The sequence below is a fragment of the Bradyrhizobium sp. CB1015 genome, from assembly GCF_025200925.1.
Lineage (GTDB): Bacteria > Pseudomonadota > Alphaproteobacteria > Rhizobiales > Xanthobacteraceae > Bradyrhizobium.
On record NZ_CP104174.1, the window covers coordinates 5,499,903 to 5,513,962 of the forward strand.

At 63.8% G+C, this 14,060-nt stretch carries 10 protein-coding genes; 5 read left to right on the top strand and 5 right to left on the bottom strand.

Going from position 1 to position 14,060, the window contains the following annotated elements; genetic code table 11:
- Window positions 1–30 precede the first annotated feature (30 nt).
- Window positions 31–1,404 (bottom strand): FAD-binding oxidoreductase, encoded by a 1,374-nt coding sequence (locus N2604_RS25670; protein WP_260370937.1) that lies wholly within the window; start codon window positions 1,402–1,404, stop codon window positions 31–33.
- Window positions 1,405–1,513: 109 nt separating this feature from the next.
- Here N2604_RS25670 and N2604_RS25675 point away from each other — a divergent pair, with 109 nt between their 5' ends.
- Entirely contained in the window at window positions 1,514–2,422 is a 909-nt protein-coding gene (locus N2604_RS25675; RefSeq protein WP_260370938.1) for a LysR substrate-binding domain-containing protein, read from the top strand.
- A 200-nt stretch (window positions 2,423–2,622) separates the two neighbouring features.
- On the opposite strand, the gene N2604_RS25680 is transcribed toward N2604_RS25675, so the two are convergent.
- Together N2604_RS25680 and N2604_RS25685 are read right to left on the bottom strand one after the other, a co-directional pair.
- On the bottom strand, window positions 2,623–6,021 hold the full coding sequence (locus tag N2604_RS25680) for an adenylate/guanylate cyclase domain-containing protein (RefSeq protein ID WP_260370939.1): 3,399 nt from the start codon (window positions 6,019–6,021) through the stop codon (window positions 2,623–2,625).
- A gap of 438 nt (window positions 6,022–6,459) precedes the next feature.
- Window positions 6,460–7,698 carry an MFS transporter gene (locus tag N2604_RS25685; protein WP_260370940.1) on the bottom strand — a complete coding sequence of 413 codons (1,239 nt, stop codon included), beginning with the start codon at window positions 7,696–7,698 and terminating at the stop codon, window positions 6,460–6,462.
- Window positions 7,699–7,828: 130 nt separating this feature from the next.
- Here N2604_RS25685 and N2604_RS25690 point away from each other — a divergent pair, with 130 nt between their 5' ends.
- Both N2604_RS25690 and N2604_RS25695 read left to right on the top strand, forming a co-directional pair.
- Window positions 7,829–8,437 (top strand): TetR/AcrR family transcriptional regulator, encoded by a 609-nt coding sequence (locus tag N2604_RS25690; RefSeq protein WP_260370941.1) that lies wholly within the window; start codon window positions 7,829–7,831, stop codon window positions 8,435–8,437.
- A gap of 248 nt (window positions 8,438–8,685) precedes the next feature.
- Window positions 8,686–10,293, top strand: coding sequence for an IS1182 family transposase (locus N2604_RS25695; protein WP_260370942.1), 1,608 nt, complete (start codon window positions 8,686–8,688; stop codon window positions 10,291–10,293).
- A gap of 146 nt (window positions 10,294–10,439) precedes the next feature.
- Here N2604_RS25695 and N2604_RS25700 read toward each other — a convergent pair whose 3' ends face one another.
- Together N2604_RS25700 and N2604_RS25705 are read right to left on the bottom strand one after the other, a co-directional pair.
- A complete protein-coding gene (locus tag N2604_RS25700; RefSeq protein ID WP_260370943.1) occupies window positions 10,440–11,813 on the bottom strand; it encodes a PleD family two-component system response regulator in 1,374 nt (457 codons plus the stop codon).
- A 14-nt stretch (window positions 11,814–11,827) separates the two neighbouring features.
- Entirely contained in the window at window positions 11,828–12,193 is a 366-nt protein-coding gene (locus tag N2604_RS25705) for a response regulator (RefSeq protein WP_008566616.1), read from the bottom strand.
- A gap of 241 nt (window positions 12,194–12,434) precedes the next feature.
- Between N2604_RS25705 and N2604_RS25710 the strand changes: the two genes are divergently transcribed.
- Together N2604_RS25710 and N2604_RS25715 are read left to right on the top strand one after the other, a co-directional pair.
- A complete protein-coding gene (locus N2604_RS25710) occupies window positions 12,435–12,746 on the top strand; it encodes a DUF3572 domain-containing protein (protein WP_036039319.1) in 312 nt (103 codons plus the stop codon).
- Entirely contained in the window at window positions 12,743–14,047 is a 1,305-nt protein-coding gene (locus tag N2604_RS25715; protein WP_260370944.1) for a DNA polymerase IV, read from the top strand. Before N2604_RS25710 ends, N2604_RS25715 begins: the two co-directional genes overlap by 4 nt.
- The last annotated feature ends 13 nt before the right edge of the window (window positions 14,048–14,060 follow it).

Below are 14,060 nucleotides of genomic sequence, written 5' to 3' on the forward strand. Positions count from 1 at the left end.
TGATGAGCGCGAGGAATCGACAGCCGGTGATCAAGCGAGCGGCCGGATGTTCTGGTTCATCCGGAAGAAGTTCGTAGGGTCGTATTTCGCTTTGATCTGCTGCAGGCGCCGGTAGTTCCGCCCATAGGCAGCGGCAACGGGATCGCCTGTCTCATCATCATCGAGATAATTGACATAGCGTCCGGAAGCAAAGAAGGGCCGCATCTTTTCATAGGTTGCGCGTGCCCACGAGATGCAGCGGCTGGTATCGCTGGCCTGCGTCCACTGCGCGAGGATCAGGAAATTGTAGCCCTCCTGCCGATGCACGAACGCCGTATCCTCGGCACCCACGCGGGCCGCCGCACCGTGGATGTGCTCGAGCAGCAGCTGCCCCATCGGAGTCGGGCAGCGGGCGAAACATTCGGTCATCGTCGCAATCGCACCGTCGCTCAGCTCCATGAGAAAGTTCGACTTCCAATAGTTGAAGGCGCCTTTCGGATAGTTGGCGTCGAGCATGCGGTTGAGCTCGCAATAGGTCATCGGTCCGACTGCATCCAGAATCGGAGTCCCGAACTGTTTCAGCGGCTGCATCGCTCGTTCGGCCTCGGCGACTTCACCGCAGTGGCTGGTGACCAGGGCCGCGACCTCCCTGCCGGACCCGTCGGGCGCATGGGTCAGGGATGCGAACAGCATGTGCTCGTCCGTGAGCGATCGCGTGCTGGTCCGGAAAAATTCCAAGACGTCGCGGGAGCGCTCGATAGGGTGAACGATCGGGCCGCCGGTGATGATCGGCCCTACCGTATGGAGGTCGTATTCGAGGCTGGTGGCGATCCCGAAGTTTCCGCCGCCGCCGCGCACGGCCCAAAACAGATCGGGCTGCTCTTGCTTGCTGGCCCGCACAAACTTGCCATCGGCCGTGACGAGTTCGACAGCCCGCAGATTATCCAGTGCGAGGCCGTACTTGCCCATCAGCCAGCCCAGTCCTCCGCCGAGCGTCAGGCCCGCGATGCCGGTGGTCGAGATCACGCCGCCGGTCACCGCGAGTCCGTGAAGCTGCGTTTCCCGATTGAGCTCGCCCCAGGTGACCCCGCCCTGCGCCCATACCGTCTTGCCGATAGCGTCGACCCGGACCCCCTTCATGGGTGAGAGGTCGATCATGATCCCGCCGTCGATGGTTGCGCGCCCGGCCACATTGTGGCCGCCGCCGCGAACCGCGACCTCGAGGCCGAGCTTGGTCGCAAGTCTCACGGCGTCCACGACATCGGCCGCACTGCGGCACCTGGCAATCAAAGCTGGCCGTTTGTCGACCAGCCCGTTGTGGACCTTGCGCGCCTCCTCGTAGCCCTCGTCCGCTGGCTTGAGCAGTTCTCCTCCGAAGGAGGCGCTAAGTTCGGCGGCAGCGCTGGCAACAGATGCGATGGACATGACATGGGCTCCTCAGCTCGACCTGGGCCATATCCTCGATCGTGGGCTGTCCCAGAGCAAATCCGAAGAATTCAGGTGACGATGAACTGATTTCACCTAGACTGGCCGCATGCACAAGCTGCCTCCGCTGATCGAGCTCCGCGCTTTTGAAGCGGCCGCCCGTCATCTGAGCTTCAAGAAAGCCGCGGCAGAGCTCGGCGTCACGCCGACCGCGATCAGCCACCAGATCGGCTTGCTCGAGCAGTATTGCGGTCGTGCCCTGTTCCGGCGCAGACCACGTCCGCTTTCGTTGACCGATGCCGGCGCGCGGCTGTTTCCCGCCATTCGCGGCGGGCTCGAGGCGTTTGCCGCTGCCATTGCGTCCGTCAGGCAGGAAGGTGACCAGCAGCCGCTCCGGGTGACGACGACCAACGCCTTCGCCAGCCGCTGGCTCGTGCCCCGCCTGCCCCTGTGGCGCAAGTTGCATCCCGACGTGCCGCTGGAAGTGATCGGCACTGACACGGTGCTCGATCTGCAGGCCGGAGATAGTGATGTTGCCATTCGCTATGCGACCAGCCGCGTAGCGCCGACAGACGGGATCGTCGATGAGCTCTTCAGCGATACGTTCTGGCCGGTCTGCAGTCCGGATTTGCTTTCAACGGGACGCCTGAAGAGACCAGTCGACCTCGCAAAGCATGTTCTGATCCACTCCTATTGGTCGCCGGCCGATCGCGAGCCACCGACGTGGCAGAGATGGCTTGGTGCCGCCCAGCGCCGGTGGCGCGAGGTGCCCCAATACAAGGACCTGCAGCACTTGAGCTTCCGGGAAGAACTGCACGCCATCGAGGCGGTGATCAGTGGGCAGGGCGTCGGGATTTTCAGTGATGTGCTCGTGGCACACGACCTCGCCGCCGGCACGCTCGTGAAGGCATTCTCGCTGCACCTCCCCGGCTATTGCTTCTATGTGGTCAGCAGGCCAAGCCATCCGCGCGCACGGACCATTCGAGTCTTTTCGCAGTGGTTGCGGTCGAGTACCTGATCCGGCCCGGAAAGGTACAGCACAAAGTGCGAAGCCGGTGTGGGGAGAGGTCATGCGAAGATAACAACCCGAAGCGCGACCAGCAGCGCGGACATGCGTCCTCCGCCCACAGAGAAGGCGCTACGGCGGCACAGCGGAGTCGCCAAACCCGAGAACGCTATGGAGCTCCAATGGAGCGCGCTTACGATAAGTTCCACGTGTTACACTCGGAGTTCTTCCAGCAGCGCCTTGCTCTCCTTCAAGTCGCGAAGGTCGAAGCCCTCGTTGAACCAACCGTAGACCGGCGCGAGAAGACCGCGTGCATCATCACCCCTGTCCTGATCACGCCAGAGCCGGGCGAGACTCACGGCGGAGCGAAGTTCCCAGAGTTTCGCCTCCTGCTGGTGAGCAATCGCAATGGCGTGGCGAAACTCGGTCTCCGCTTCGCCCTCGGCACCTGGCCGAGCCCTTAGCATCAACTCTCCTCGTCGCCGATGCAGTTCGGCCTCGAACCATCGCACCCCCGATTTATGGGTCAGTGCCAAGGCCTCGGATAGTTGGCCAAGCCCGGTTTCGAATCGTGCCGCCTTTACCTCGGCTGCCGCGAGCTGCGCGAGGTAGAATGGAAGAGTCCATGCTGCGCCGGACGCCTGGAATCCCTCGATACCGCGCCGCAGCAAGTCCACCCCGGATTCGACGTCGCCGGCTTCTGCCAGCGTCCAGCCGCGATATGCCGTCCCCATCGCGAGAAAGAAAGCAAAGCGCTGCTCGGTGGTAAGCGCAACGAGCTCCTCCGCCCGTTGCCCAACCATACCCGCATCATCGAGCACGAAATGCAACCGGCAGGCAACGCTCAGCGCGAATGCGAGACTGATCGGGTGCGACGAATCGCGCGCCTCTGCCAGGGCGTCACTGCTCTGCACGCGCGCCTGATCGGCGAAGCCAAGCAGGCCACATGTCAGCGACAGGAACGAAAGCATCGCTACGCGGGCGTTTTCTGCGAACAGAGCCGTCAGAGAGCGCTGCTGCGCCGGATCGTAGAGGGCAAGGCCCCGCTCAAGATGGGCGCGCGCCAAAGCCAATCGTCCGCGATGAAGCCAGCTATCGCCGACAGCCCGATGCCCGGCGACAAGAATGGCCGGGTCGTTTTGTCGTCCAGCCAAATCGAGCAGGTCCTCGGCGATGCGATGCGATCGTTCCGTTTCACCACGCACGTGATAATGCACGAACTCGCCCCAGAGTGCCTTGAGCAGGTTCGGCGTATCGTTCAATGACTCGCAGAGGCAACGCGCCCGGGCGTAGGCCTTGCCGGTCTCTTCGGCCGCATGGCCCTTCGCGGCGATCAGTGCGCCGCCGAGCGCGAGTTGAAGGTCAGTTTCCGTGCGCTGGCGCCCGGGAGTATCCGCCAGATGGGATAGCAGATCGAGTGCCTTTCGCATCTGCGCGATTGCTTCTGTCATCGCCGATCGAGCCTTCGAACGCTCACCAGCCTCCTGCCAATAGGAAACTGCCTTTTCGATCAGACCCGCATGCCCGCAATGGTGGGCGAGGATCTCCGGTTGCTCCTGGATGCCCTTAGCGAGCCTCTCCTCGAGCGCGCCGGCGATCCGGGCGTGCAGCTCGCGGCGTTGGCTGCGCAACATTGTGCCGTATGCCGCATCCTGGACCAGTGCGTGTTTGAACAAAAAATTGGCGTCGGGCGGTTCGCCATGCCCAAACATGAGCTCGGCCTTGATCAGCCGATCGAGGGCCGCCTGCAGCTCGTTGTCGCACCGCTGTACGATCGCGGCGAGCAGATCGTAGGAGAACTCGCGGCCAATGGCCGCGCCGACTTGCGCCACTTCCTTAGCTATCGGACCGATTCGGTCGAGCCGAGCCATCAACGAAGCATGCAGCGTGGCCGGCACAGCAAGTCCGGGCAGCGGTGCGAAGGAGATGGCTCGCGCGATACCCTCTGGGCTCGTTTCGAGCACCGCTTTGGTCAACTCCTCAACGAACAGCGGCACGCCATCCGTTCGTTCAGCAATTTCATTGACGATTTCGGTCGGCAGCGCCCGGCCACCTGCCACGCTCCGGATCAGCGCAGCGCCCGCTTTCTGGTCAAGCCGGTTCAGCACGAGCAAGCTGACGTGCGGCCTTCCGGTCCATACCAACTGGAACTCGGGACGGTAGGTGATCAGGACCAAAACCGGTAGGCTTGCTACGCGATCCACGGTCCGGTCCAGCAGCTCGCGCGAGCTTGGATCGATCCATTGCATGTCCTCGAACACGACCATGATTGGACGTCTTTGCGCGAGAGCTTCAAGCTGGCGAACGAGAGCGGCGAAGCTTCTCTCCTTCTTTTGTTGCGGCGTACTCGTAACCGGCAAGTACAGATCATCGTTCGGGATCGACAGCAACTCGGCCAGGATCGCCACGTCTTCGTCGGACGGCAATGCAGGGGATAGGAGCGCTCGAAGTTTGTCGAGCTTCGCCCTCGGTGTGTCCTCACGATCGAAGCCAGCCGCTCGCTGGAGTTGTGCGGTAAAAGGGTAAAGCGCGCTTTCCTGATGATGAGGCGAACAGAAGTAGCGCAAGCAGGTGTGCGGTTCCCGCTCGATACGCTCCTGAAGAGCTGCAACGAGGCGTGACTTGCCGATGCCCGCCTCGCCGACGAGCAGCATGACTTGACCGGTACCCGCCCGCGCATGGCCCCAGCTCCGCTCCAACCGCGCGAGTTCTTCCTCACGCCCAACCAGCGGGGCGAGGACCGAAGGGTGCAACGCCTCGAAGCGGCTTTCCGCTGTTCCCTCATGAAGCACCCGCCAGGCTTGCACCGGTGCGGCGAAGCCCTTCAGCGTCACCGCGCCGAGATTTTCGTAGTCAAAGAGCCCGCCGATGAGCCGCCGCGTGTCCTCGGCGATGACTACTCCATCGGGTTCGGCGAGCGCTTGCAGTCGAGCGGCAAGGTTCGGCGTCTCGCCAAGGACGGCCTGCGCCTCCGCAGCTTCGCTGCCGATAAGGTCACCTACGACGACGAGGCCAGTCGCGAGTCCGAGACGCACCCGCAGTTCGAACTCGGGTGGGGCTCCCGGCGCGTGCCTGGTCGCGGCGATCTCAAGCGCAGCGCGCACTGCGCGTTCGGCATCGTCCTCATGCGCTGAAGGATGACCGAATAGGATGAGCATGCCATCGCCGATGTAGCGGCTGACGGTGCCACCGTACTTGCGGACGACCGCCGCTACGCTGTCGCGGTACTCAGAAATTATGTCCCGTAGATCTTCCGGATCGAGCTTTGTCGCAAGTGCCGTCGAGCCGACGAGGTCGCAGAACATCACTGTGAGCTGACGACGCTCGGCGGAAGAACTTGGCGCGGCTAACAAGCCTGCGCGCTTCGTGACCGGTGCCACGATGGACGTCGATGCGCCGGCCTCAGCTTTCACCTGCGGCGGTACTGTCGGCGTGAGCGCGGCACCGCAGTCGCCACAGAAGTTCTTGCCTGTGGGATTGTCGCCCCCGCATGCAGGGCAGCGAAAGAACAGCGGCGCGCCGCAATCGCCGCAGACCTTCGTTCCCTCTGGGTTGACTCTGCCGCAATTCGCGCAATCCATGGCCGCACCCGATCGAATTCCGACCGACATGAGTTGGTGTCGGTCTATGGGCGAATCTTCAGAGCGCGCTCTTTCAAGATTCTCTTCGTCAGCCGCCTACCAAGCGCCAAGAATGATCAAACTCACAATGGCCAGGAAGTAGACACAGGCGATAGTCGCAGGGAAATGAGCCAGCCGGGTGTCATCGTTGCCTCCCGAGCGGTTGTCTCGAAAAGCTTAAGCTGGCCGGCGCGACCAGGATTATGAACTGGCTAACACTCTGCAACTCAAGCCCATTTTCAATCTGAGAAGGCTGACCACAGCCTGACACGACCCAAACGCGAAATTGGAAGTCCACTAACTACCGCCTGCCGAGTCGACGAAAGGTTCTCTCGCACGTCAGCAATCGAGCGCTTTGGGGCAAATGCGAATTTGTGAGAGCGGCAGCTCTTGGGTGCAAAGCCAAAGAAAGCGACCACACGCCCCGCCCTACGCCGTCCGCAGCACCGGCGTGGGCGGCTGCGACGGCCTGACAAGCGCGAACGCGACCTGCACGATGCCGCCGGCAAGGCCGAGCGCGACGCCGATGCGCCAGGCCATGGTGTAGGAGCCGAGCGCGTCATAGAGCAGCCCTCCCCCGTAGGCACCGAGGAAGCTGCCGATCTGGTGGCTCATGAAGGCGAGGCCCTGGATCATCGCCTGCCAGCGCAGGCCGAACATCTCGGCGACCGCGCCCGCGACCAGCGGGCCGACGCCCATCCACAAAAAGCCCATGATCGCGCCGAACAGCAGCGTGGAGAACGGGCTTGCCGGCAGCATGAAGTACCAGGCGAGCGCGAGCGAGCGCAGGATGTAGATCGCGCCCAAGAGCGCCAGCTTGTTCCAGCGCTGGCCGGCCCAGCCGAAGAACAGCGAGCCCAGCACGTTGAAGCCGCCGATCATGCCGAGGGTCTGCGCGCTCAGCATCGGATCGAGGCCGCAGATCGCGAGGTATGAGGGCAGATGCGTGGTGAGGAACACGAGCTGCATGCCGCAGACGAGATAGGCGCAGGTCATCACCACGAAGGAGGCGTTGCCAAACGCCGTCCGCGCCGCGGCCGCGGCCGTGGCGTCGTCGATCTCGTCAGCCGCCGGCTTCGGCAGCGGGATCCTGTCGACACGGCCGGCATACCAGGCCGCAGGGATCATCAGCACCGACATAATGACGAAGCCCGCGAGCCCGATGCGCCAGTCAAAGCCCTCGTTAAGCATCTGTCCGATCGGCGCCGACAGCAGCGCGCCGAGCGAGCCCGCGCCGGAGACGATGCCGAGCACCGTCGAGCGCACCGTCTCCGGCACCGCGCGCGCCGCCACCGACATCGCGATCGCCGCCGCGGTGCAGGCGAGCGAGGTCCCGATCAGCACGCCGGCGCCGATCATGATGCTGAGAAGCCCGTTCGCCGTTGCCATCAGCGCGAGGCCCGCGATGTACATCAGCGCGCCGGCGATCATGATCGGGCGGAAGCCGTAGCGCACGGTGAGCGCACCGGCGGGCGGCTGCAGAAAACCCCAGGCGAGGTTCTGCACCGCCAGCGCCAGCGTGAAATCCGAGATCGAAATGTGGATGTCGTGCGTCAGCGGCTGCATGAAGATGCCGAGCGACTGCCGCAGCCCCATGCTCAGCGTCAACATGATCGAGGCGCCGATCAGGATCGGCAATGTCGGACGCAGGACCTGCAGCAGGGGCATTTTTCTTCTCCCTTTTGGGCGCGGCACGCATGCCGTCGTCTGCTTTTGCCGATGTTTTTGGGTACACAGACCTGTGTACTTAGGCTATAGATGGAAGCCGCTGTCAAGCGAACAGGACGCTGAGCTCCGCATGGCTCCCCCGCCTGCCCCACAGACGATGAAAGAGCGGATCCTTCAGACCGCCGACAAGCTGTTCTATCTGCAAGGCATTCGCGCCATCGGCGTCGACACCATCGCGGCCGAGGTCGGCATCAGTAAGCGCACGCTCTACAACCACTTCCCGTCCAAGGACGCGCTGATCGCGGCCTATCTCGAGCGCCGCTTCGTCCACGCCCGCCCCTCCGACAAGCCGCCCGCCGAGCAGATCCTCGCCACCTTCGATTCGCTGGAGCGGCGCTTTGCGGCGAAAGACTTTCGCGGCTGCCCATTCGTCAATGCGGTCGCCGAGCTTGGACCTCAAGACCGCGCCGTGAAGAAGATCGCAATCGCCTTCAAGGAAAGCCGCCGCCTCTGGTTTCGCGACCGCCTGACCGAGCTCGGCGTTGCCGATGCGGAAGCTCTCGCGACGCAGCTCGTGCTCTTGGTCGACGGCTCCATCGCCCAGGACCTCGTGCGTGATGATCCGGCGATGGCAAGAGCCGCGAAGGAAGCGGCGAAGGTGTTGTTGCGGAATGCGGGCGTGGATGTGGGGGCGGATGCGAAGAAGGCGGTGAAGGGACGCAAGCGCGCGCCAGACTAACCGCTGTCGCCGTATCGCTCGCTGTCATCACCCGCGAGAAAGCGGGTGATCCAGTATTCCAGAGGCGGTTGTGACTGAACCGAGGCCGCGGCGTACTGGATTCCCCGCTCCAGTGCGCGATTGCGCACAAGGCGGGGAATGACGCCGGAGTTTGTAGGGCCGCCGCGACCCTACCAATATGCTCCTGTTTTGCCCGACGAGGCTGGGCAAGAACGTCGTTTTTTGAGAGTTGATGTAGGATTCGTCTTATGGCGAATCGCACATTCAAGACCGGCGAGAGCCGGGAGCAACCCAGTCTTCTGCCTGCGCGGATTGAGGACTATGTCGGGCCGGACAATCCGGTGCGGGCAATCGAGAGCTTCGTTTGCGCGCTCGACCTTGCAAAGCTTGGTTTCGGCCACGCGGATCGTGGCGCGGAAGAAGTCGGGCAGCCGCCGTATGATCCTGCCGATCTGCTGAAGCTCTATCTTTACGGCTACATCAACCAGGTCAGGTCGTCGCGACGGCTAGAGCGGGAATCTGGCCGCAATCTGGAGCTGATCTGGCTGCTGAAGGGACTGAAGCCGGGTTATCGGACGATTGCCAACTTCCGCAAGGAGAACTGGAAGGCGCTGAAGGCCGCGAACCGCAGCTTCGTGCTGCTGGCTCGGGAGCTTGGGCTTGTGGGCGGCACGATCGTAGCGATTGATGGTTCCCTGTTCCACGGCGACGCCAGCAAGGCTTCCATCTTTACGCGCAAGCGGCTTGGCGAGCAGATCGCGAGGCTGGACCAGGAGATCGAGGCTTACCGCAAGTCTGTTGAAGACAATGATGCGGCAGAGGCCAAGAAGCCGGGGAAGGATCGCGCGGACGGTGATGGTCGAGGAGATGGCGGTGATATCGCTGCGAAGGTCGCGGCGCTGATGGCGAAGCGTTCACGTGCCGAGGCCGATCTGGCTCGGCTGGAAGAGAGTGGCGAGACGCAAATGTCGCTGACGGATCCGGACGCCCGGCTTCTGGTCAAGAATGGTCAGGGCATTGCAGGCTACAATGTGCAGACCGCGGTTGATGACAAGCACAAGCTCATTGTCGCGAGTGAGGTAGTCAACGACAGCAGTGATGTTCGACAGCTCTCTGCGATGGCCAAGGCGGCCAAAAAGGCTCTTGGAGCCGAGACACTGCAGGCGCTGGCCGATGAGGGCTATTACAGCAGTGTCGAACTGAAGGCCTGCGAGGACGAGGGTATCATTGCCTATGTACCGCTGCCCGAAGGTAGCGCGCGGCTCGAGAAGCAAGGCCGCTTTGCGCTCAAGGACTTCAACTATGATGGTGCAACCGACACCTACCGTTGTCCTGCGGGCCAGCCGCTGCATCCGTTCAAGAGCAGGCAAAAGAACACCAGCGGCCGCATTGAGATCCGTTACGCGGCCCGTGTAGCAATCTGCAGGAGCTGCCCGCTCAAGGTCCGCTGTCTCTCGCCGACCACCACCTACCGGACCATTGGTCGCTGGGAGCATGAAGATGTTCTCGAACGCCACCGCGCACGGATGCAGGGTGCGGGCGAGCTGATGCGTCGTCGTTCGGGGATTGTCGAGCATCCGTTTGGCACGCTCAAATGCCGTGCCGGCTATCGTCATTTCCTGGTCCGCGGCTTCGACAAGGTCCGCGGCGAATGGAGCCTGATGGCGCTCTGCTACAATTTCACCCGTGCGCTCAACATCCTTGGATTTGACGGGTTTCTGGCTGCCCTCGCAAAGAGGCTTGCTGTTTGCCAATGTATCTTCGCAGCCCTCCTCCAGCACATCCTGGTTGCTCCAGAGCCTCTCTGGACCAATATCCGACCGCCGCTCCAAATCGGCCGCTTCGTTCCGGCATGAGCCCGCCAACGACCAATTCTTGCCCAGCCTCGACGGGTCAAATGACGCTGCCGGCGCAAGCCAGCTCGCCACCCGCATAACCCATTGATCCGGCTCGCGCCGGCTACTGTGCATGGGGTTGTTTTCGCAACTTTGTGCGGGCGGCCTCACGCCGCCTGCGACACCACCCGATTGCGGCCGTCGTGCTTGGCGCGGTAGAGCGCGGTGTCGGCGCGCTTGAGCACGTCGACGACCGCCTCGCTCTTCTGCTCCAGCGTGGTGAGGCCGATCGAGATCGTGACCTCGATGCGCTTGGCCCCTTTGTGGATCGCGAACGGCTCGCCGGCGATCGAGCGGCGCAGGCGCTCGGCGACCATGCCGGCGACGTGGAGATCGGTCTCGGGCATCACGATGACGAATTCCTCGCCGCCGTAGCGGCAGGCCAGATCAATGCCGCGGATCGATTTGCGCACGCGCACCGCGAACTCGCGCAGCACGTCGTCGCCGGCATCGTGGCCGTAATTGTCGTTGATCGACTTGAAGTAGTCGATGTCCAGGATCATCAGCGCCAGCGGCTTGCCGCGGGTCGCGGCCTGCTCGGCGAGCGTCGCCAGATGGCTTTCCATGTAGCGGCGATTGTGCAGGCCGGTGAGCGCGTCGGTGATCGCCATCTCGATCGAGTTCTGCACGTTGTCGCGCAAATGATCGGTGTAGCGGCGGCGGCGGATCTGGGTGCGGGCGCGCGCCAAGAGCTCGGTCTTGTCGATCGGGCGCAGCAGGTAGTCGTTGACGCCGATCTCGAGGCCGCGGAGCAGCCGCGTCGAGTTCTCGGGGTCGGCGATGGCCAGGATCGGCACATGGCGCGTGCGCTCCAGCGAGCGCGCCTGGCTGCACAGGCGCAGGCCGTCGAAATTGTTGAGGTCGAGCGAGACGATCAGCAGGTCGTAATTGCCCTCGGCGGCGTGGAACAGCGCCTCCGTCGGGTTCGGCTCGACATCGACGGTGTGCTCGGCGGCGAGGATCGTCGCCAGGCGCTCGTAGGAGGACTGGCGGTCGTCGACCAGGAGGATACGGCCGCCCCTGCCGGTGTCGGCGATCGCACTGCGCTCAGGCGCCTGCATGCCGATCTCGAGCGAAGTGATGGCGCGCATGCGCAGCTCATCCGTCATCATCTTCAGCCGCGTCAGCGAGCGCACCCGCGCGATCAGCACGACGTCGGAGACGGGTTTTGTCAGAAAGTCGTCGGCACCGGCCTCGAGCCCGCGATTGCGGTCGGCGGGGCTGTCGAGCGCGGTGACCATCACGACGGGAATGTGGTGCGTGGCCGGATCGGTCTTAAGGCGGCGGCAGACCTCGAAGCCGTCCATGTCGGGCATCATCACGTCGAGCAGGATGATGTCGCATTCGGCACGCCTTGAGATCGCGAGCGCCTCGGCGCCGTTCGCGGCGGTCATCACGTCGAAATATTCGGCGGACAGGCGGGCCTCTAACAGCTTGACGTTGGCAGGAACGTCGTCGACGACCAGGATACGCGCGGACACTGTGAACTCACTTCCTATCCGATAAAACGCCGGACCGTCTCAATGAATTTGCCGACCGAGATCGGCTTGGACAAATAGGCTTCGCAGCCGCCCTCGCGGATGCGCTCTTCGTCGCCCTTCATCGCGAACGCCGTGACCGCGACGACGGGAATGGCACGCAGCTCCGGATCGTCCTTGATCCAGCGCGTCACCTCGAGGCCGGAGACCTGCGGCAGCTGGATGTCCATCAGCACGAGGTCGGGCCGCATCTTGCGCACGAGGTCGAGCGCCTCGTAGCCGTTGCTGGTGCCGGAGGTCTGGTAGCCGTGCGCCTCCAACAGGTCGCGGAAGAGCTTCATGTTGAGCTCGTTGTCTTCCACGATCAGGACGGTCTTAGCCATCCCGCCCTCCTGATTGGTCCGAATGACCGGTCCATGTGACGCCTCAGACGCCGCTTCCCGGCGTTTCGAAAACTGGATTCAAACTAGCCGCAGATTCGCTTGAGTTTCGTTAAACCCGACGGCCCACTTTCTGCGATGTGGTTTCCAGCTGCTTGTCGGGGCCGGAAGACTTGAGGACGAGACTCGGGCATGATGATTCCAAATTAGAGACCGAAAGTTAACGGAAAGGCAAACCGTCCCCGTGAAAAAGCCTGTTCACAACCCCCGCGAAGTCGCTGAAATCGTTGCGATTCAGGCCCTGTCCTTCGTCGCGGGCGAGCCTGAGCGGCTGGGCCTGTTCCTGGCCGAGACGGGGGTCGGTCCGGAGACCCTGCGCAATGCCGCCGCGGACCCCAATTTCCTCCTCAGCGTGCTCGATTTCGTGATGCGGGACGATGCCACGGTGAAGGCCTTTGCCAAGGCTGCGGAACTGCATCCGACCAACGTTGCGGCGGCGCGGCAGGTCCTCGGCGATGCCCTCGGCGACCCCTCCTGGGAGCGCGACGTGCCGTGACCACCCCTGAGGCGGCCGGGCCCCGCTGCTTCTGCCGGGATTGTCTGGCCGACCTCGACATGGGCGTAAAGAACTTGGGCGTGCGGCGCTGCTCGGCCTGCGGTTCCCCTCGCCTCGTCCGCCACCGCTCGCTCGCCAGCCTGACCATCGCCCATATCGACTGCGACGCCTTCTACGCGACGGTCGAGAAGCGCGACAATCCAGAGATCGCCGACAAGCCCGTCATCATCGGCGGGGGCAAGCGCGGCGTGGTGTCGGCCGCCTGCTACATCGCGCGTACCTATGGCGTGCGCTCGGCCATGCCGATGTTCAAGGCGCTCGAGGCCTGTCCGCATGCCACCGTGATCCGCCCGGACATGGCGAAGTACGTCCGGGTCGGCCGCGAGGTCCGCCAGGCCATGCAGGCGCTGACGCCGCTGGTCGAGCCGCTCTCGATCGACGAGGCCTTTCTCGATCTCTCCGGCACCGAGCGGGTGCACGGCATGATCCCCGCCAAGGTGCTGGCGCGCTTTGCCCGCGATGTCGAGCGCGACATCGGCATCACCGTCTCGGTCGGCCTGTCCTGCAACAAGTTCCTGGCCAAGATCGCCTCCGACCTGGACAAGCCGCGCGGTTTTGCCGCGCTCGACCAGGAGGAAGCGCGCGCGATGCTGGCGGAAAAGCCGGTCGGCTTCATCTTCGGCGTCGGACCCGCCACGCAGGAGCGCCTGGTGCAGCGCGGCTTTCGCATCATCGCCGACCTGCAGAAGGCCGACGAGATCGAGATGATGCGGCAGTTTCCCAGCGACGGCCGCCGGCTGTGGCGGCTCGCGCGCGGCATCGACGACCGCCGCGTCGAGCCCGACCGCGGCGCCAAGACGATTTCCAGCGAGACCACGTTCGAGACCGACATCCGCGACTTCGCCACGCTGGAAAAAATCCTGTGGCGGCTCTGCGAGAAGACGTCCTCGCGCCTGAAGAGCAGCGAGCTCGCCGGCGCCACCGTGACGCTGAAGCTGAAGACCGCCGATTTCCGCCAACGCACGCGCTCGCAGTCGATCGCCGCCCCGACGCAGCTCGCGGCGAAAATCTTCTCGATCTGCCGCGAAATGCTGGCCAAGGAAATCGACGGCACCGCCTTCCGCCTGATGGGCGCCGGCGTCAGCGCGCTGCGCGAGGGCTCCGCGATCGACGACACCGACATGCTTGACCGCCGCGCCGCCCACGCCGAACGCGCGGTGGACAGCCTGCGCAAGAAGTTCGGCAGCGCCGCGGTGATCCGCGGCATTGCGTATGAGGGGCCGGAGAAGCCGCAGGAGTGATCTGGTCTGCTCG